Below are 19,040 nucleotides of genomic sequence, written 5' to 3'. Positions count from 1 at the left end.
GACTATCATAAGGAGCATTCCTTAACGAATTTTCCTCTTCCGGCCTGAGCGACGGTAAAGACAAATAACATGGTATTCCGCAAGCGCGTCATCCGGCTGCACATCACCATCAGCCTGATCTTTGTCATCCTGACTATGCCGGTGATCATCACTTTCGTGGTGGCCAACTATCGCGCCAATTTGAAGCTCAGCGCGCAACAGTCCGAACGCTTCATCCAGAAAACGCAGGCCGATATCGTCAATATGACGACGCGTCTGTTCAATCCGATGTTAGCCACCGTGCGCACGGGGGCGACGCTGATGCGCGATCAGCCCGATTACTTCCGCCGCGAGTCTTCCGCCGATTACCTCAACGAGATCCTCGCATTGAATGAAGCGGTGTATGCCGCTTACGTGAGCTTCGCCGACGGCTCATTCCGCCAGGTGCGGCGCGAAGTGGCGGATTTCCGCATCTTCGGCGAGACCTCGCCGCCCGGCACGATGCTGGTGAGCCGCTTTCTCGATGCCAGTGCCAGGCCGGCTATCGATACCTACGTCTTTCATGCGGAGTGGGACCGCCGCCTTGCCCAGCGCCGTGGACCGGCCAGCTATGATCCCCGGCAGCGTAGCTTTTATCGCGATGCCGTCAGGCTGGGCGGCGCCAGTATTTCCGACCCCTACCTGTTCGCCAGTTCCGGCGAACTGGGCGTGACCGTCAGCGCGCCCGTGCGCGACAAGGGGCAGACGCTGGGCGTGGTTGCCGCTGATTTCACCCTGAAGACGCTGTCGCAGTATCTGTCCGACAATCGCGTGTCCCCGCACGGCATGACCATCATCGCCGATGCCAGCGGCGGCATCGTCGCGCATCCGGCATTCGACCAGGTGCTGATGAAAAAGGATAGCGAACTGGCGCAGAACCGCCTCGACAGGCTTGACGATCCGCGCGTGGGTGCGGCGCTGGCCGAACGTCTGCGTACTCGGCAAGACCGCTTTACTTTTTACGCCGGCGCCAACAATACCGAATACCTGGGGATTTTTTCACCGTTCCCGCGCGACTTTAACAAGGATTGGGAATTGCTGATCATCGTCCCCACCGATGACTTTGTTGGCGACATCAAGCGCATCAACCGCCAGTTGGTGGGGTTCGGCTTGCTGGCGCTGCTGCTGCAGATTTTCCTGATCTACCGCCTCTCGCGCTCGATTTCACGGCCGATCGAGCGGCTGGCCGATGAAGTCGCGCATATCCGCGAGTTCCGATTCGACCGGATCCGCCCGGTCGAGTCGCGCGTGCAGGAAATCAAATACCTGTCCGAAGCGATCGATCTGCTGGCGCGCGGCCTGGAATCCTTCACCGCTTACGTGCCCAAGGGGCTGGTGCAACAGCTGATCAAGTCGGGACATGGCACGCAGCTCGGTGTGCAGAGCCGTTACCTCACCACGTTTTTCACCGACATTGAAAACTTTTCCAGCCTGGCGGAGGTCGAGCCGTCGCAGCAATTGCTGGCGCGCGTGTCGGAATATTTTGCCATCTTTACCGAGGCGGTCGAACAGGCGCACGGCACGGTGGACAAGTTCATCGGCGACGCCGTCATGGCTTTCTGGGGCGCGCCGGTTGGCATGGATGATCACGCCTACTGGGCATGCGTCGCCGCCGTGCGGGCGCGCCGGCGGATGGCTGCCAAGAACCGGGAATGGGAAGCGCAGGGACTGGCGCCGCTGAAGGTGCGTATCGGCATTCATGCCGACGCTATCCTGGTGGGTAACATCGGGTCCGAGGAACGGGTCAGTTACACCGTCATGGGAGATGGCGTCAACGTCGCGTCGCGCCTGGAGGGCATCAACAAGGAGCTGGGCACCTGGACATGCGTCAGCCATAACGTTTACCGCGAAGCCGGCGAGCGCCTCTGGTTAAGGCCGATCGACGCGGTGCTGGTCAAGGGCCGCAAGAGCGAGCTGGTGGTGTACGAATTGCTGGCCATTCGCGACGCCGATGCCGAGCTGGCCGCGAGCGAAGACGACATGGCCCTGTGCCGCATGACGACGGCGGCGTACGCTGACTATGCCCAGGGAAATGTCGAGCAGGCGGCGCAGGCTTACGCGGCAATCCTGGCGCGCTTTCCTGACGACCCGGTAGCGCAGCGCATGTTGGAAAAATGCCGGGCGCGCGCCGCCAAGCGGCTGGCTTGAGGAAGGGAAGGCTGATGACGATATTCCGCTTGCGTTACCTGCTGTGCCTGCTGGCCGGCGCGTTTTTTTTACTGCATGCCGGCATGGTGGCGGCGCGCGACACGGCGGCCATCAAGGCCAGCGGCAGCCTGGTGGTGGCGGTGCCGGCGCTCCAGATGCCGCCTTTCTTTTTCGAGGAAAAAGGCGAGCTCAAAGGCCTGGATATCGAATTGGCCAAGTCGATTGCGCAAGAGCTGGGTGTGCGCGCCGTATTCAACCGGGAGGCCCGGCATTTCAACGATGCCGTCAACCTGGTCGCGCAAGGTCGCGCCGACATGGCCGCCGCCAAGCTCAGCAGGACGCTGACGCGCGCGCAAAGCGTCATGTTCAGCGACCCTTACATCGTGCTGCCGCATGCCTTGCTGGTCAACCGTCTGCGCTTTGCCGAACTGGCGGGCCGCAAATCGGTTGCCGAGGCCTTGCAGCAATTTACCGGCACCATCGGCGTGATCGCGCAATCCTCCTACGTCGGTTTCGCCAGGACTAATTTTCCCAAGGCGAAGGTGATGGAATTCGATAGCTGGGAAGCGGCGGTCGATGCGGTCGCCGCCGGCCAGATCACAGCGGCATACCGCGATGCTTTCGAAATCAAGCGCGTCTTCAAGACACGCCCGGACCTGGCGTTGGCGCTGCGTTCGGTGATTATCGAAGACATTACCGATACCATCGGCATTGCCGTCAGCGCCGACAATTACCATCTGCATGGTTTTGTGAATTTGTATTTGCAGCAGAAAAATATCAAGTATTCCGCCGAACAGATTCTGGAGCGGTATGGGCAACACCTGAAATGAAAGCGTCGGCCACAACAGTATGACTAGAATTCTTACCCATCCGTTGACGATCCTCGCCGCCATCCTGACGGGCGCGGCGACCGGCATGCTCGCGCCGGACTTTGCTGCAAGCCTGAAATTCATCGGTGCGGCGTACATCGACTTGCTGAAGATGGTGGTGCTACCGTTCCTGGTATCGGCAGTGATTGTCAGCATCAGCCGCCTGGTCCGTGATTCCGCCGCCTCGCAGTACCTGGGCCGCAGCATCGTCTTTCTGCTGGCCGGCATGGCGCTGGCCAGCATGGCAGGCGTGCTTTACATGCATCTTGCCGCGCCTGGTTCGGGGCTGGATCAGCAAGCGCTGCAAGCCTTCGGCAAACTGGTGCAAGCGGACCTGTCCGGCGTCGAAACCAGCGTGCACCTGCTGGCGCCGCACCAGGATGCGCCGCACACCAATGTCGCCAGCCAGTTGCTGGCGCGTTTGGTGCCGGACAATATTTTCAGCGCGCTGTCGCTGGGCGACACGCTCAAGTCGCTGGTGTTCGCGCTGCTGTTCGGCTTTGCCGTGGCAAGCGTGCCAGGGGAGCGGGCGCACAGCCTCATCGATAGCTGCGACACGGTATTCCGTGCCTGCCAGCGCATGACCGCGTGGATGCTGTACCTGCTGCCGCCGGCATCGTTCGTGCTGGCCGCCGGCCAATTTGCCGGCGCCGGCATCGAGCCGTTTCACGTCATGCTGCATTTTCTCCTGGCTTTCGCCGTGGTGACCGCACTGTTGCTGGCGCTGTGCATTTTCATCCTCTGGCGCAGGTCTGGCCGTAGCCTGGCAACCGTGCTGCGTTCGCAGGAAGCGCCCTTCTTCATCGCGCTGGCCAGCCGTAACAGTGTGGCGTGCATGCCGGCCATGATGAGCGCGCTGGTGGAGCGGCTCGGATTCGACAAGCGCATCACGGAATTGCTGGTGCCGCTCGGCACGGCGCTGTTTCGCGTCGGGCCGGCGCTGTACTACAGCATGGCGGCGGTCTTCATCGCCCAGCTTTACGGCCGCGAACTGGGTGCGGCCGAATACGGCGTGGTGGTGCTGGCTGCCGTGATCGCCGGCTTTGCTTCCACCGGCATGAGCGGTGTCGTCACCATTTCGCAAACGGCTGTGGTATGCGGCCTACTGGGGCTGCCCTTCGAAGCGGCGTTCGTCTTGTTCGTGGCGATCGAGCCGATGTGCGATACCTTGCGCACCGTGCTGCTGGTGATCGCCATCAATGCCCTGGTGGCGCTGACTGCGCCGCGGCAGGCGCGGCAACAGCCGTCAGCCGGAACTGTCGCCACCAGCAATATCAGGGTGGTGCAATGACGCGCCCGCAGCAGCAACCCTTGCTCGGCATCCTGGGCGGCATGGGGCCCTTGGCCACTGTCGACTTTCTCGGCAAGCTGACGCGCCTGGTGCCTGCGCATTGCGACCAGGACCATCTGCCGTGGCTTACCCTGAGCCAGCCCGACATGCCCGACCGCAGCAGCGCCATCCGCGACGGCGACGACCGTCCGCGCGAATGGCTCGCCAAAGGCGTGGCCTGGCTGGCGGAACAGGGCGTCTCGCTGATCGCGCTTCCCTGCAGTACCAGTCACTTCTGGTTCGAGGCGATGCAGGAAGCGTCCAGCGTGCCGATCATGCATATCGCCGACGCCACCGTGGAAGAGCTGCGCCTGAGCCCGTTACCCCGCTCCGGCAAGGTGGCCGTGCTGGCCACGCGCGGCACGATCCGCAGCGGCATGTACAGTGCGCGCCTGAGGGCGGCGGATTTCCAGGTAGTTGTGCCGGATGAGGCAGGACAGATGAAAGTGGACCGTATCATCGCCCAGGTGAAGGCAGGAGAGGGGAGCGCGGCTCGCCAGGAAATGCAGCTGCTGCAGGCTGAGTTGTCGCGCCAAGGGGTGGCGGCGCTGGTTCTTGGCTGCACCGAGCTGCCCCTGGCTTGCGATCACCGCTCCGCCGACGGCTTGCCGGCGGTTGATGTTTCGCTGGCGCTGGCGCGCGCCTGCCTGCGCCGGCTCGGTTACCTGGATTGAGCGCCGGGTTTTAGCGCGCGGCTTTTTCGCTCCAGGAGCGCGCCGTGTCCGCCGACGCTTGCTGGCCGAGCAAGCCGCGCGTGTACACCTCGGCCAGACGGCGCATGGCAGGCTTGTAGCCGGCATTGGCCGATTTCGTCAGCCAGGCCAGGGCTTGCGCATCGTCCTGCGGCACGCCCTTGCCTTGCTCATAAGTCCGTGCCAGGTTGAATTGCGCCAGGCCGAGACCTTGCTCCGCCGCCTTGCGGTACCACTCGGCGGCGGCAGCGGCATCCTTCGGCAAGCCGCGCCCTTCGGCGATCATGAAGCCGAGGTTGTTCTGCGCCAGCGCATAATTCTGCGCCGCGGCTTTCTGGTACAGCGCGACGGCGATGCCATCGTCCTGGGCGACGCCCTTGCCGCGCGCATGCAGATAGCCCAGATTGGTCTGGCCGCCGGCATGGCCCTGGTCCGCCGCCTTGCGATACCACTCGGCCGCTTGCGCCGGATCGGCGTTTACGCCCAGCCCATTTTCATATGCGGCGCCGAGATTGTTCTGGGCCTGGGCGAAGTTTTGCGCCGCCGCCTTGCGGTACCACGCGATCGCCTGGGCGTAATCCTTCGGCACGGCCAGGCCTTGCTGGTAAAAATAGCCCACCGAGGTTTGCGCCGGCGCGAAGCCCTGATCCGCCGCCTTGCGATACCACGCCAGCGCCTGTGCATGGTTGACCGGCACGCTCTGGCCTTTTTCATGCATCACGCCGAGATAGTTCTGGGCTCTGGAATTGCCCTTGGCGGCGTCCGCGTTGAACTCTTTTAACGCTGCGGCATAGTTGCCCTGCCTGTAGGCTGCGCGCCCCGCCTCGAAATCCGCATGCGCCGAGAAGGCGCTGATTGCCAACGCTGCGACGACGGCAAGTTTTATGACCATTCGGTCCATCGGTGTAATCCTTTATAGATAAGAGCGGGGAGAAGCGCATCCCCTGAGCGGGCGCATATACAGCTTTTTTGCAACACCGCGCCGGTGTTTGATATAAAAAATTTCTTGAAAGAAATTTATTGCACCAACTTGGTTCAAAAGGTTAGATGCAAGCAAAAAACTTTACTACATTTCCGTAAAAAAATGATTCTTGCAACAAATATTGCATTTTCGTAAGTTAATATAACTCTGCTTGAAATAATTGGCATCCTTGATGTGCCTCAATATAAAGAATTTACTTTTCAAACTTAGTTCGACAGGGAGTCGTCATGAAAAAAACCACCAAAAACCTGACTAAAAAATTCTCGCTGCGCCAGGCTGGCCAAGGCATGACCGAATACATCATTATTGTTGCCCTGATCGCCGTGGCGGCAATCGGTGTCTACAGCATGTTCGGTCAAACCATCCGTGGCCAAGTCGCAGGCCTCGCCGGTGAAGTCGCCGGCACCGGCGCAACTGAAGGCAAGAACACGGCTAAAACTTCTGCCCAGAGCGCCAATACCAAGGCTGCCGAAGCCAAGGGCATGTCCAGCTACGACTCCGGCAACAAGTAATACTGCTTTCACGTCAGACATCAGCCGGCCGACAGCCTGAGTGCTGCCAGCAGGCTGGAGTCGGCGTGCCTGCAGTTATTTCAGCAATGGCCCGGTTGTGTCTGTCTCGCCGCACCTGATTTACCAGCGCGGTCAAGCGCTGGTATTTTCCCTGGTTACCGTCGTCATCATCTTATTGGTGATGGTGTCGATGTACACCATGGGGCAGCAGTCCATCAATAAGATGCGGCTGCAGAATGCCGCCGACGCTGCAGCTTACAGCGCGGTGCAGGCGGAGGCACGCGACTACAATTTTTCCGCCTACACCAATCGCGCCGTGATCGCCAACCAGGTGGCGGTGGCGCAGGTAGTGGGGCTGACGTCCTGGGCCAAGGGCTACGCCGCCACCTACAACGGCCCCTCGTCCTGGGTGCCGCAGGTCTTGAGCGGCCTGGGCGGTCCGCTGGCGAAAATCTTTTGGGATACGCCGGTCAAGGCGTACAAACCGGCTTCCAAGGCGTTTGGCAAAGCCATGGAAACCGCCGGGCCGATCGCCGTCAAGCTGCTCGATGTGCTGATCGATGTGCTCAATGCCGCGCAAATGGTTTACCACTACGGCACCGCTCTGACAGTGGCGCAAACCATCGGCTTGTCGCCCGCCGCGGTGATCGACAAGCTGCCGGGGGTCGACGTGGATTCGCTGGGGGTAGTGAAGGATCTGTTGAGCTTTAATGAAGCCTATAACGTCATCAAGCTTAACGACAAGGATGCCGACTTGAGTACGCCCGGCATGGCAGCGGCGATCGTGCACCTGGCGCAATGGTTCATGTTTACCAGCCAGAAGGATCCGAACGTCTTGAACAAGGATGGCGCCCAGGCCGACCGCATGGCGCAGGTGACCAAAAACTCGCTCGATGGTTTTTCCAAGAACAGGAATACCGAGGGTGGCGGACCGGGCAACATCTTTCCGGCCGAATCGATGTACCTGACGCCATTCGTCGTCGATCCGACCCGTTTGATTCCTTACCAAAATGGCGCGCTGCTCATGATGTTGTGGCACCGCGGCGGCACCGAACTCAAGAAAGTCGGCGCTGCCAAGAAGACCTGGAGCGCGATGGATGGCACCGGCTTTTTCGGCGCGGCGATTTTCTGGATCAGTATCCTGGGCATTCCCATCCCCATCCCGATCATCATTCCCTTCCTGCCGATGGGTTGGGGCGCGGCGCAGGCAGGCCAGTCAAGCAACCTGCTGGCGACCAACAACTTCGATACGGAGCCGTCGGACGCGTATGGCGGCATCTACAACAATCCGATGACAGCCGGCGCTGCCGGCATCCAGGCAGGCAAGGGCGCGGGCTCGACGATGGATTCGAAGGCTGGCCTGCGCAAGTACTTCGACGTGAAAAACGATACCAAGCCGAATCTCCAAGGGCCGCCGCTGGTGCTGGAAATCGAAAAGGCCGATACCAATATCCCGACCAGCAACAAGATTTCCGGCGGCCAGTTGACGCTGCAAAACGGTACCCGCAGCGGCTATATGCGCAGCCTCTCCAAGGCGGAAGTCTATTTCTCCCGGCCGAAGAAATTGTTTGCGCGCGGCGACGGCAAGACCGAATTGGCCAGCCTGTATAGCCCGTATTGGCAAGCCCGCCTGGCGCCCAATAGCTTCCTTGAACAGTACGCCTCGATGAGCTATCAGCTATGGTAAAGCCGCCTTTTTTATCCCGAGTGCGCGGCCAGGCGATGGTCGAATTGCTGATCGCCGGCGGCCTGGTGCTGATCCCGCTGTTTCTGGCGATCCCGTTGCTGGGCAAGTATCTCGACATTCGCGCCACAGCGGTGCAAACCTCGCGCTATGCCGCCTGGGAGCGCACCGTCTGGTATGGCGGTGACGCCGCCACCAGCCTGGGATGGTTTGGCGTGTCGCAGAAGTGGCAGGCCAATGAAAAGTCCGATGACCAAATCCGCCGCGAACTCGGCGCGCGTCAGCTGGCCGAAACCAGCGCCGCCTTTTCCAATGCCGACCGCAGCAGCAGCAATTTCAATGGCGGCGCCAAGGCTCTGTGGCAAGACCGCAAAGGCAAGACCATGCTGGCCGACTATAGCGCCGTGCAAAACAAGGTCGACAATGGCCAGGCGCCCGGCACCCTGAATGTCATTCTCGATCCCATCGCCAATTTCGCCGCCACGCTCGGCCCCTTTGTGCTGGAAACCAATGGCAAGTATGCGGCCAAGGTCAGCATGAATGTGCGCGATATCGACTATGACCATTTCCTGCTGAAGGATACGACTGCCAAGTTCAGCGAAACCACGGTCTTGCTGGCCAACGGTTGGAATGCCAACGGCCCGGATGATCCGGCCAAGACCAGCGTCAAGCAGCAGGTCAAGGGCTTGGTGCCGACCACCCTGCTGGATGTGGAGTTCGAGGGCGTCAACATCACCGATTTCGTATTGGGCGCCATCTCCCTCATTCTGCCGGAAGCCTCCAAGCTGGAGCCGGGCAAGATCGTGCCTGACGAAGTGCCGAAAGACCGGGTCAAGTGACATGACAGCCATTCCGACCATCATCGCTGCAAGGTTCGTGCGCCGCCTCGGCGTGGTGGCGGCGTGCGCGCTGGCGTCGGCCAACGCGGTGTCAGCCGAACTGGATTGCCCGTTTTTCGCCGAGCCCAGGGCGCGCGTGCAATGGGTTGCGCAGCACATGGTGTACAACGGCGTGCCGATGAGTATCAAGCGCTTCGACAGCGAGCAAAAGCCGGAAGCCATCCTGGCGTTTTACCGCCAGGCCTGGGGCAACGGCGCGCCGGCGACGGCCCCGCAGGAATACATGTCCGGCCCCTGGCAAACCATTGCTGTCGTGCGCGGCAAATGCTTTTTCACGGTGCAGGTGCAGGCGGCGGGCACCGGCTCGACAGGCTTGCTCAGCGCCACCCAGGCGCCGGAGAGTGCACGCCTCGTGCCGGACGATAAGAAGCTGCCCATGATGTCCGGCAGCACCGTCCTCAACGACATCGATCATCACGATGACGGCAAGGCTGCGCGCACGCTCTTATTAAGCAATGGTTTTTCGGCGGAGGCCAATGCCGATTTCTATCGGCAGCAATTGGGCGGCCAGGGCTGGAAAGTCATCAGCAGCTACCAGATGAAGACCAAGAAGGGGCCGGGCATCACGCTGGTGATGAAGCGCGGACTGGCCGAAGCCAGCTTGGTATTCACCCGTGAAGGCACGCAGACGATGGTGCTGGCCAACCTGGTGGACAAGCCATGAGGGCGGCGATGCGTCAGCGCCGGATGCCGGGGCGCCGCCGCATGGGCGGCCAATCCTTCATCGAATATCTGGTCGTGCTGATGGTGGGCGTGATCGTGCTGGTGGTCGGGTCCGACCCGCCGATCCAGAAGCTGGCTTCCGCCATCCGCGAGTACTACACCGATTATTCATATGCCATCTCGATTTCGTCGATGCCCAATTGCTTCACCGGCGCCGAGGTCGGCCCGGTATCGGTCAGCGTCGACAAGTGCGTCGACCTGAAGAATCCGGAATGGCCGGTGGATGTGGAATTCAATTAGTAAAACAATTATTAACTGGGGGAGTTCGCCCGAGCAGGGCGGACGGGTCGCAAATAATTTTTTAATCAGGGCCAATTAACTTGAAAATCCAACGTCCCAATATCAAGATCAACAAAACCTGGTTGATGCTTATCGTGGCCATCGTGCTGAGCTTGCTCACAGCCTGGCTGACCCTGCAATACCTGCGCTTCAAGGAACAAAGCCTGGAAGCGGAGATTGCCGCCAGATCGCAGAAGGACCTGGGCGAGACCGTCGCGGTGGTGGTGCCCACCAAGCACATGCCGCCTGGCGCGCTGCTGGAAGAGAGCATGGTGGCGGCGCGCAACGTGCCTGCCGATTTCGTCTATGAAGATACGATCAGGGTATCTGAGTTCGATGCCTACAAGGGGCAGGCGCTGTTGCACCAGGTCGAACGCGGCAAGCCGCTGCGCCGATCCGACGTGCGTGAAGTGTTCTCGGATTTTGCCGATACGCTCAAGGCCGGCAAGCGCGCCATCACGATCAATGTCGATGAAATCAATTCGGTGTCGCACATGATCGAGCCGGGCAACCTGGTCGATCTGCTGCTGGTGCTGCCGGGCAGCGAAGGCTCCAACCACCAGACCGTGGTGCCCTTCCTTGATCAGGTCAAGGTGCTGGCGACCGGACAAAAGGTGACCCAGGATGACCCGGCCGCCGGCAATGGCCAGCCGCGTCGCGTCACCTACAGCAACTTCACCCTGGAAGTCACGCCGACCCAGGCGGCCCGCCTGTCCCTGGCAACCGAGTTGGGCAAGGTCCGCGCCGTGCTGCGCAATGAAAAAGACACGCAATCGGTGGACTTTGAAACGGTTACCGCTGAAAACATCCTGGAAGAAGTGCGCGAGCGCGAGCGCCGTGTCGCTCTGTCCAAGCCGAGCAGCAAGACCGGCTATGTCGAGTACTTCATCGGGGGCAAAGGCGGCAGCGAAGCCGTCGCGCCGGTGATCAATGTGCCGCTGCCGGCCGGGGCATTGCCATCCATGCCCGGCGGCGCGCCGGCAGCGACGCAGACGGTTACTGCCCAGCCTGCGCTGCCGCAGAACCTGACCGAACTCATCAAGCTGAGCAACGCCAATGCCAGCGCCAAGGCTGCTACTACTAAATAACATTGCAGGGAAAATATCGTGAAACGTCTCATCACACTTATCCTTTGGAGCTTGCTGGCGCTGACCGGCGGTGCTCGCGCGCAGCAATCCGCGCCTGATGCCAAATCGAATGAAATCCTGATGTATGTCGGCGAGGTCAAGACCCTCGCGGCCGATCGCATCAGCCGTATCGCCGTCGGCAACGGCAAGCTGGTCACCACCTCGGTGCTGGGCAACAAGGAACTGCTCTTGATCGCCGAAGCCCCGGGCGACACGTCCCTGGTGATCTGGTCCGGCCCGGTTAACAAGTCGATTTACACGCTGCGCATCAGCCCGCGCGATTCCAGCGATGCCTATCGCAAGGCCAGCGCGATGTTGCAGGGCATCCCCGGCATCCGCATCAACACGGTCGGCACCAACGTGATCGTCAGCGGCGCGGCCAGCAAGGAAAACCTGGCGCGCATCGAAACCGTCGTCAAAGCCTATCCGCAGGTCACCAGCCTGGTCAGCGAAGAAGAAATGTCGATGAAGAAGATGATCTACATGAAAGTGCAGATCGTCGAGATGAACAAGAACCTGCTGAAGAATATCGGCGTGCAGTGGCCCGGCTCCTTCGCCGGTCCGATGGTGGGCTTTTCCGGTAACCTCGGCAGCGAGCGCGGTGCCCAGGCGCCGTTGAAGGATGTGTTCCCGGTCGGCTTCGTCAATGCCAATAACCAGAAGCAGGTGGTCAGCGGTTTCCATACCTATCTGGGCATTTCCAGCCTGATCAACACCACGATCAACCTGGCCAAGAATAACGGCGATGTCTATTCCCTGGCTGAGCCGGAACTGTCCGCGCGCAGCGGCGGCGAAGCCAAGTTCCTGGCCGGCGGCCAGATCCCGCTGCCGGCGCAATCGGCCCTCGGCTCGGGTTCGGTGGAATTCAAGGATTACGGTATCCGCCTGGCGATCAAGCCGATCGCCGACGATGAAGGCAATGTCGTGGCCGCGATCAAGACCGAGGTCAGCAGCATCGATCCATCGGTATCGGTGCAGGGCATTCCCGGCTTCCTGACCCGCCAATCGGAGTCGGAGGTCAATGTCAAGAATGGCCAGACCATCATCATGTCCGGCCTGGTCAACAACACCATGTCGGACGATTCGAGCCGCATTCCGGGCCTGGGCGATATCCCGGTGCTGGGCCGCCTGTTCCGCTCGGATGGTTTCCGTTCCGGCCGCACCGACCTGGTGATCCTGGTTACGCCGACCATCATCGATCCGGCCTCGACCATCAACCGCGAGCGCATCGACAAGAGCATGGACATGCGTGAACGCTTCGAGCGCAAGCTGAACAACCAAGATATCGTCGACTGAGGTTAACCAACATGCTGCTTATCGCCGTTACCACGCCCAAGGGCCAGCGCACCGAGGAAGAATGCACCATCGATACGTGCTCCATCGGCAAGAGCGACGAGAATCGCATCATCCTGCAGGGATGGACCGTCGGCCGCTCGCACGCCACCATCCAGCGCCGTGCGGATGGCGTGTTCGTGAACGACCTGGGCGCGTCTTCCGGCACGCGCGTCAATGGCACCAAGATCAGCGGCAGCTACGGGCCATTGAAGCCGGGCGACAAGGTCACCATTTGCGACTACGTGCTGGAAGTGCTGGATCTGGAGCCGGAGGCGCCGGCAGCACCAACCCTGGCATCGGCTAGTCACGCCGCCACCAGCGCGGCTCCCGCTTCTGATGCCGACGCCGACGATGAAACGAACGAGCAGATCGCCGCGCGGGCGAAGGAAATCGTCGAGGTGCTCAAGTACCTTCACCAGCAACTCATCAAGCAGATGGACTTGCGCCGGGTGGACGTCAACCGCCAGAGCGAGGACGAGCTGCGCGACAATACGCGCGTCATGCTGGAGGAGATCGTCGCCGCCGACCGCAATATCCCGGCGCACCTGGACAAGGCCATGCTGGTCAAGCGCGTGCTGGATGAAGTGGTAGGCCTGGGCCCGCTGGAAGACTTGATCGCCGACGAGTCCGTGTCGGAAATCATGGTCAACAGCGCCGATGAGATCTTCATCGAGCGTAACGGCAAGCTGCGCAAGTCGGACATCACCTTCACCAGCAACCAGGCAGTGGTGCAGGCGATCGAGCGCATCGTCACGCCGCTGGGCCGCCGCATCGATGAAAGCTCGCCGATGGTGGATGCGCGCCTGAAAGATGGTTCGCGCGTCAACGCCGTGATCCCGCCGCTGGCCTTGAAGGGCGCGAACATCACGATCCGTAAGTTCTCCAAGAAGAAGCTGGTCGGCGAAGACTTGATCCGCTTCGGGTCGATGACGCCGACCATGCTGGAATTTTTGCGGACTATCGTCGAGCAAAAGGCCAACATCATCATTTCCGGCGGCACTGGTTCCGGTAAGACCACCTTGCTCAATGTCCTGTCCAGCTACATTCCCAAGGACGAGCGCATCGTCACGGTGGAAGACGCGGCCGAACTGCAACTCAGCCAGCCCAACCTGGTCGGCCTCGAATCGCGCCCGGCCAACGCCGAAGGCAAAGGCATGGTGGCGATCCGTGACCTGGTGAAGAACTGCTTGCGTATGCGCCCGGACCGCATCGTCGTCGGCGAGTGCCGCGGCGGCGAGGCGCTCGACATGCTGACGGCGATGAATACCGGCCACGACGGTTCGCTCACCACCGCCCACGCCAACACGCCGCGCGATTGCCTGGCGCGTATCGAAGTGATGGTGATGATGGCGGGGATGGACTTGCCGGTGCGCGCGATCCGCGAACAGATCGCTTCGGCGGTGCGCTTCATCGTGCAGCAAAACCGTTTCTCCTGCGGCTCGCGCAAGGTGACCCACATCACCGAGATCACCGGCATGGAAGGCGACATCATCCAGTTGCAGGATATCTTCCTGTACCAGCGCGAAGGCTTCGGCCCGGACGGCAAGGTCAAGGGCAAGCATGTCGCCACCGGCCAGATTCCCGAGTTTTACGAAGAGCTCGGCAGCCGCGGCCTGGATATCGATTTCAACATGTTTGCATCCGGAGACAAGCGCCTGTGAACAGTTTGGGATTGCTCATCGCGGTTGGCCTGCTGACCGCCTTCATCATCATCTGGCTGGTCATGCAAGCCGTGCGCGGCGTGCTGGCGCGGCAGCGATCGGACCTGGAAACGTCGACCCGCACCACGCTGGCCGACATGTTCATCTTCCTCGATCCGACCAAGATCTTTTACTACAACGTCGCCGCGCTGGTGGTGTTGCCGACCCTGGTCTGGCTCTTCACGAACAACCCGGTGTTCGTCACGTTCACGGCCATCGGCACGCTGATCCTGCCGAAGCTGTGGATCAAGCGCCTGGCCGCGCAGCGCCTGAAGCGCTTCGAGGAACAGTTGCCGGATGCGCTGCTGATGGTGTCGGGCGCCATGCGCGCCGGCGCCAGCTTGACAGTGGCGATGGAATCGATGGTCAAGGAACAGAAGCCGCCGCTGTCGCAGGAATTCGAGCTGATGCTGCGCGAGCAGCGCCTCGGCGTGGATTTCGACACGGCCCTGGTCAACATGGAAAAGCGCAATCCGATCCAGGACTTTTCGCTGGTGGTGTCGGGCTTGCGCATTTCGCGCGAGGTCGGCGGCAACCTGGCGGAGATTCTTGAGTCGCTGGCCACCACGCTGCGCGACAAAGCCACCATGGAAGGCAAGATCCGCAGCCTGACCGCGCAGGGCAAGATGCAAGGCTTGATCATGTCCTGCCTGCCGCTCTTGATGATGGCCGCGCTCAACTGGATCGAACCCAAGGCCATGGGCGCGATGTTCACCACGCTGTTTGGCTGGGTGACGCTGGCGGTCATCATCGTGATGATCACCATCGGCTACCTGTTCATCCGCAAGATCACCACCATTGATGTCTGAACGGAATTCACGATGCTATCGACTTCCCTGATCGCGCTCATCATCGGTATCCTGGCCGGCACCTCGGTGCTGCTGGTCAGCTACAGCCTCTCCAAGCTCAAGTCCGAAGTGCCGCAGGAAGACCGCGAATACATGGACCCGTTGCCGCCGGTCTTGCGCAAGACCTGGCCGGTGATTACCTTCATCGAATACCATTTCGCCTCGCGCCTGCCGCCGGCCTGGCTGGAAAAGGCGCACAAGCGCTTGCAGGAAACCGGCGTCGGTTACATCCTGACGGCCGAGCAGTATTACGCGGTGCGCATCTTTTCCACTGTCGTCGCATTCGTCCTGACGCTGTACTGCATGCACGCGCTCGATTATTCCTCGCCGATGCTGCTGGTGGGGCTGACCTTGCTCGGCAATTACTATCCCGAGATCTGGCTGCGCGATGTGCGCGCGCGCCGCGAAAAGGAAATTCTCAAGGCGCTGCCGGTGTACCTGGATTTCATCACGCTGGCGGTGGAAGCCGGCCTGAACCTGACCGGCGCCATCAAGCAAGCCATGGACAAGGGCCCGCCGGGCGCGCTGCGCAATGAATTCCAGATGATCACGCGCGACCTGCGCGCCGGCGTGCCGCGCGCCGATGCCTTGCGCCGCATGGAAAACCGCCTGAACATGAAAGCCATCACCAGCTTCGTCGGCACCGTGATCCAGGCCGAGAAGATGGGCGCGAGCCTCGGTGTCGCCCTGCGCGTGCAATCCCAGCAGCGCCGCATCGAGCGCTTCCAGCGCGCCGAAAAACTGGCCATGGAAGCGCCGGTCAAGCTGATCCTGCCGCTGATCGCCTTCATCTTCCCGGTGACCTTCATCGTGCTGGCTTTCCCGATCGTCGTGAAGTTCATGCAAGAGGGGATGCTGTGAGGCTGGGAGCCATTTACCGTGGCGAGGAATGCCTGCTGCCGCGCGTCTGGGATGCGGTCAGCGCCTGGGAGCGTACCCGCGGCTTGCTGGGCCGGCCGCAGCTGAAAACCGGCGAAGGCATGCTGATCCGTAAATGCGGCATGGTGCATACGCTGGGCATGGGCTATGCGCTCGACCTGGCTTTCATCGACAAGGCAGGCCGCGTGCGCAAGCTGGTGCGCGGCCTGGCGCCCGCGCGCATGGCCGGCAGTCTGGCCGCTTGCGCCACCCTGGAAATGGCGCCGGGCACGCTGGACGCGATCGGCTTGCACCCAGGCGACCATCTCGACTGGCGCGAGGTGGCAGCATGACGCGCCGCCTTGCTACGCTGCTTGTTCCCGTGCTGCTGCTGTCCGGCTGCGCGGCGTTTTCCGGGCATGACGACGACCTGTACTCACTGCGTCGCGACGCGCAGGTCGCTTACGCCGGCGACCAGGATGAGCGCGCTGAAAAGCTGCTGCTCGGCGTCACCCGCGCCGTGCCTAACGATGTCGAAGCCTGGTTTTATCTGGGCAACCTGTATGCGCGCACCAACCGCCCGGATCAGGCAGCGCAGGCTTACCAGAAGGCGCTCATGCTGAACGGGAACGATGCCAAGGTCTGGCACAACCTCGGCGTGGTGCGCCTGCGCGAAGCCTGGGCCGCGCTGATCCAGGCTTACAATGCCGGTCCGTCCGACGACCCGCTGCATGCCCGGCTGGAAGCCCTCATCAGCGGCATGGAAAAACTTCCGCTCGACGGCTTGAGCCGCACAGCCAAGCCGGCGTCGCCCGCGCCTGCGAAAAAACAATGACGATGCGCGCTTCCTTCCACCGCCGCAGCTATCCCGGCAAGCAGGGAGGGCAAGCCATGGCCGAATACATTTACGTATTCCCGATCCTGATCCTCCTGATCATGGGCGCCATCCAGTTCGGCTTCATTTACCAGACCAAGGCGACGCTGAATTACGCCACCTTCAGCGCCACCCGCCAGGGCGCGCTGCGCAACGGTTCCATGAGCGCCATCGTCGACGGGCTCAGTTCGGGATTGATGCCGCTGTTTGCCCATAGCAGCAGTTCGGGCGGCGACCGTAACCTGGCGCTGTTGAAGAATGCCTGGAAGCTCGCCAACGAGCAGGTCAGCAACCCGAAGATCACCACCATCACCATCGTCAACCCGACTTCGGCGGCGCTTTCCGCCTACGGCAGCCAGTCCGAGACCGGCAATGAAATTCCCAACGATAACCTGATGTACCGCCCGACCAGCCTGGCCGGCGGCATGAGCATCCAGGATGCCAACCTGCTCAAGGTGCGCGTCACCTATTGCTATCGCATGGCGGTGCCGATCATTAACAAGCTGATCTTTCACCTGGTGGTGGACCCGCCCGGTTCGTCTCCCGACATCAAGACCGCCCCCGACATCCTGGCTTCCGAAGGCGGCGGCGCCACGGCCAAGCCCTGCACGGGCATCGATGATCAGTATCGCATCCCGGTGACGGCCGAAGCGGTGGTGCGGATGCAGTCGCCTTTCCGTAATCCCGGCAAATGGGTGGGACCATGAACACCTCCAATATCGTCGAACCGGTAGTGCAGCGCCGGCGCCTGTGGACCTTGCATGGCCGCCTCGGACGCGCCGAATACATCGTCTATTCACTGGGCGCGGTGGTGCTGGTCTGCCTGGCCATGATCCTGGTCGGCCTGTTCGCCTTGCTGGCCGGCGGCGCCGGGCGCATGGTGTACGGCATCGTGACCGTGTTCCTGATCTACTGCCTGCTGCCGGTCTTTTTCACCATGCTGACGGTGCGCCGCGCCCACGATTTCAATTGCGGCGGCTGGCTGGCGCTGTTTCTGCTTGTGCCAGTCATTAACCTGGCGTTCTGGTTCATTCCCGGTACGCGCGGAGAAAATCGCTACGGCGCAGCGCCGCAAATGCCGTCGAACGGCATGAAGCTGGTCGCCATCCTGCTGCCGACCCTGATGATCGGCGGCTTTCTCGCCACCGGCGTCAATCTGGCCGACGGCCAAGCCCGGTCCATCGTCGAGCCGGCCAATTCACTGAAGCCTTATCAGCCATGAAAACAACAGAGACCTCCGCCATCGCCGCGCAATTCCAGGCTGCTTTTCCAAAGATCGCCGGGCAGCTCGGCCCGCAGCATCTGGGCGACTTGCTGGACGGCGCTTCGGTGCAGGAAGTGGCGCCTGGCCGCACGCTCATTCGCGACCGCATGCCGGTGGATTTCCTGTATTTCGTGCTGTCCGGCGAGATGGGCGCTTACATCGAGCAGGGCGGCAAGTCGCTGCGCGTCGGCACTGTCCATTCCGGCGAATGGCTGGGCGAGATTTCCGTGCTGAGCGGCGAACATCTCGCCAGCGCCACCATCGTCACCGATACCGCGTGCGTCGTGGTCAAGGTTCACCATCTCGGCTTTGAAAAGCTGATCACCGGGAATCAGGCGGTGGCAAGCGTCCTGCTGGAAAACTTCATCGAGCTGATGGCCAAGCGCCTGCGCGCAACCGCCGCCCAGGCATAACTACACGAAGGCCGATTCATGGACTTGAAATATTTTCTGAAAAACCTGCCAGCCTTCGAGGATTTCGCCACCCCGCATCTCGAAGCGTTGGCGAAGCATTTGCACGTCACCCCGCATGCCGATGGCCAGGTGTTCATCCGCCAGGGCGAGCAGGGCGCCGCATTGTATCTGTTGCTCAAAGGCGCAGTACACATCACCCAGCATGACAACGGTGGCGAAGAATACATGCTGCGCGAACTGGCCGATGGCGAAATGTTCGGCATTCTGTCGCTGGTCGACGATATGCCCGCCAGCGCGACCTGCACCGCCAAAGGCCCAGGCGAAACGGCCGCGCTATCGCGTGAAGCGTTTCAGGCCTTGTTCGAGGATGCCGCGCCGGTCGCGCATCATTTGCAATACATGATCGCCGTGCAAATGGCGCGCGACATTCAGGAAGCCAACAAGCGCTCGCGCGCCGCGCTGGCCCGATGAACAAGGAAACCCGG

General features: G+C 61.4%; 21 protein-coding genes. 20 read left to right on the top strand and 1 reads right to left on the bottom strand.

Going from position 1 to position 19,040, the window contains the following annotated elements:
- Positions 1-69: 69 nt before the first annotated feature.
- The 4 genes from EDC30_RS09000 to cuyB are packed head-to-tail and all read left to right on the top strand — an operon-like array spanning position 70 to position 5,039.
- Positions 70-2,166 carry an adenylate/guanylate cyclase domain-containing protein gene (locus EDC30_RS09000; protein WP_132258485.1) on the top strand — a complete coding sequence of 699 codons (2,097 nt, stop codon included), beginning with the start codon at positions 70-72 and terminating at the stop codon, positions 2,164-2,166.
- Between the two features lie 14 nt (positions 2,167-2,180).
- The gene (locus EDC30_RS08995) at positions 2,181-2,996 is read left to right on the top strand and encodes a substrate-binding periplasmic protein (protein ID WP_165973780.1); all 816 of its coding nucleotides are present in this window, start codon (positions 2,181-2,183) and stop codon (positions 2,994-2,996) included.
- 19 nt (positions 2,997-3,015) lie between these two features.
- The gene (locus tag EDC30_RS08990; protein ID WP_132258483.1) at positions 3,016-4,326 is read left to right on the top strand and encodes a dicarboxylate/amino acid:cation symporter; all 1,311 of its coding nucleotides are present in this window, start codon (positions 3,016-3,018) and stop codon (positions 4,324-4,326) included.
- Positions 4,323-5,039, top strand: a complete 717-nt coding sequence (cuyB, locus tag EDC30_RS08985) for a cysteate racemase (protein WP_165973779.1) — start codon at positions 4,323-4,325, stop codon at positions 5,037-5,039. Before EDC30_RS08990 ends, cuyB begins: the two co-directional genes overlap by 4 nt.
- A 10-nt stretch (positions 5,040-5,049) precedes the next feature.
- On the opposite strand, the gene EDC30_RS08980 is transcribed toward cuyB, so the two are convergent.
- On the bottom strand, positions 5,050-5,958 hold the full coding sequence (locus EDC30_RS08980) for a tetratricopeptide repeat protein (RefSeq protein WP_132258481.1): 909 nt from the start codon (positions 5,956-5,958) through the stop codon (positions 5,050-5,052).
- A gap of 308 nt (positions 5,959-6,266) precedes the next feature.
- Here EDC30_RS08980 and EDC30_RS08975 point away from each other — a divergent pair, with 308 nt between their 5' ends.
- The 16 genes from EDC30_RS08975 to EDC30_RS08900 all read left to right on the top strand — a co-directional run bounded on the left by EDC30_RS08975 (position 6,267) and on the right by EDC30_RS08900 (position 19,026).
- Positions 6,267-6,551 carry a Flp family type IVb pilin gene (locus tag EDC30_RS08975; protein WP_132258480.1) on the top strand — a complete coding sequence of 95 codons (285 nt, stop codon included), beginning with the start codon at positions 6,267-6,269 and terminating at the stop codon, positions 6,549-6,551.
- A gap of 97 nt (positions 6,552-6,648) precedes the next feature.
- Positions 6,649-8,238, top strand: a complete 1,590-nt coding sequence (locus EDC30_RS08970; RefSeq protein WP_165973778.1) for a pilus assembly protein TadG-related protein — start codon at positions 6,649-6,651, stop codon at positions 8,236-8,238.
- The gene (locus EDC30_RS08965) at positions 8,232-9,074 is read left to right on the top strand and encodes a hypothetical protein (RefSeq protein WP_132258478.1); all 843 of its coding nucleotides are present in this window, start codon (positions 8,232-8,234) and stop codon (positions 9,072-9,074) included. Before EDC30_RS08970 ends, EDC30_RS08965 begins: the two co-directional genes overlap by 7 nt.
- A 1-nt stretch (position 9,075) precedes the next feature.
- A complete protein-coding gene (locus tag EDC30_RS08960; protein ID WP_132258477.1) occupies positions 9,076-9,798 on the top strand; it encodes a hypothetical protein in 723 nt (240 codons plus the stop codon).
- An 8-nt stretch (positions 9,799-9,806) separates the two neighbouring features.
- On the top strand, positions 9,807-10,097 hold the full coding sequence (locus tag EDC30_RS08955; RefSeq protein ID WP_165973777.1) for a hypothetical protein: 291 nt from the start codon (positions 9,807-9,809) through the stop codon (positions 10,095-10,097).
- 80 nt (positions 10,098-10,177) lie between these two features.
- Positions 10,178-11,224: a Flp pilus assembly protein CpaB gene (gene cpaB, locus EDC30_RS08950; RefSeq protein WP_132258475.1), complete on the top strand. Its 1,047-nt coding sequence runs from the start codon at positions 10,178-10,180 to the stop codon at positions 11,222-11,224.
- A gap of 18 nt (positions 11,225-11,242) precedes the next feature.
- Positions 11,243-12,559 (top strand): type II and III secretion system protein family protein, encoded by a 1,317-nt coding sequence (locus tag EDC30_RS08945; protein WP_132258474.1) that lies wholly within the window; start codon positions 11,243-11,245, stop codon positions 12,557-12,559.
- A gap of 11 nt (positions 12,560-12,570) precedes the next feature.
- Positions 12,571-14,259, top strand: coding sequence for a TadA family conjugal transfer-associated ATPase (locus tag EDC30_RS08940; RefSeq protein ID WP_132258473.1), 1,689 nt, complete (start codon positions 12,571-12,573; stop codon positions 14,257-14,259).
- The gene (locus EDC30_RS08935) at positions 14,256-15,107 is read left to right on the top strand and encodes a type II secretion system F family protein (RefSeq protein WP_132258472.1); all 852 of its coding nucleotides are present in this window, start codon (positions 14,256-14,258) and stop codon (positions 15,105-15,107) included. The genes EDC30_RS08940 and EDC30_RS08935 overlap by 4 nt, the downstream gene beginning before the upstream one ends.
- Before the next feature lie 12 nt (positions 15,108-15,119).
- The gene (locus EDC30_RS08930; RefSeq protein WP_132258471.1) at positions 15,120-16,007 is read left to right on the top strand and encodes a type II secretion system F family protein; all 888 of its coding nucleotides are present in this window, start codon (positions 15,120-15,122) and stop codon (positions 16,005-16,007) included.
- On the top strand, positions 16,004-16,357 hold the full coding sequence (locus EDC30_RS08925) for a DUF192 domain-containing protein (protein ID WP_132258470.1): 354 nt from the start codon (positions 16,004-16,006) through the stop codon (positions 16,355-16,357). The genes EDC30_RS08930 and EDC30_RS08925 overlap by 4 nt, the downstream gene beginning before the upstream one ends.
- Entirely contained in the window at positions 16,354-16,839 is a 486-nt protein-coding gene (locus EDC30_RS08920) for a tetratricopeptide repeat protein (protein ID WP_132258469.1), read from the top strand. Before EDC30_RS08925 ends, EDC30_RS08920 begins: the two co-directional genes overlap by 4 nt.
- Positions 16,840-16,841: 2 nt before the next feature.
- Complete coding sequence (locus EDC30_RS08915; protein ID WP_243656702.1) at positions 16,842-17,585, top strand: TadE/TadG family type IV pilus assembly protein; 744 nt, start codon at positions 16,842-16,844, stop codon at positions 17,583-17,585.
- Positions 17,582-18,100 carry a DUF805 domain-containing protein gene (locus EDC30_RS08910; RefSeq protein ID WP_165973776.1) on the top strand — a complete coding sequence of 173 codons (519 nt, stop codon included), beginning with the start codon at positions 17,582-17,584 and terminating at the stop codon, positions 18,098-18,100. Before EDC30_RS08915 ends, EDC30_RS08910 begins: the two co-directional genes overlap by 4 nt.
- On the top strand, positions 18,097-18,555 hold the full coding sequence (locus EDC30_RS08905; protein ID WP_132258467.1) for a Crp/Fnr family transcriptional regulator: 459 nt from the start codon (positions 18,097-18,099) through the stop codon (positions 18,553-18,555). Before EDC30_RS08910 ends, EDC30_RS08905 begins: the two co-directional genes overlap by 4 nt.
- A gap of 18 nt (positions 18,556-18,573) precedes the next feature.
- Entirely contained in the window at positions 18,574-19,026 is a 453-nt protein-coding gene (locus EDC30_RS08900; RefSeq protein WP_132258466.1) for a cyclic nucleotide-binding domain-containing protein, read from the top strand.
- The last annotated feature ends 14 nt before the right edge of the window (positions 19,027-19,040 follow it).

The organism is Paucimonas lemoignei (assembly GCF_004342585.1).
In the GTDB taxonomy this organism is placed as follows: domain Bacteria; phylum Pseudomonadota; class Gammaproteobacteria; order Burkholderiales; family Burkholderiaceae_D; genus Paucimonas; species Paucimonas lemoignei.
This window is presented reverse-complemented; position numbering and strand designations above follow the sequence as displayed.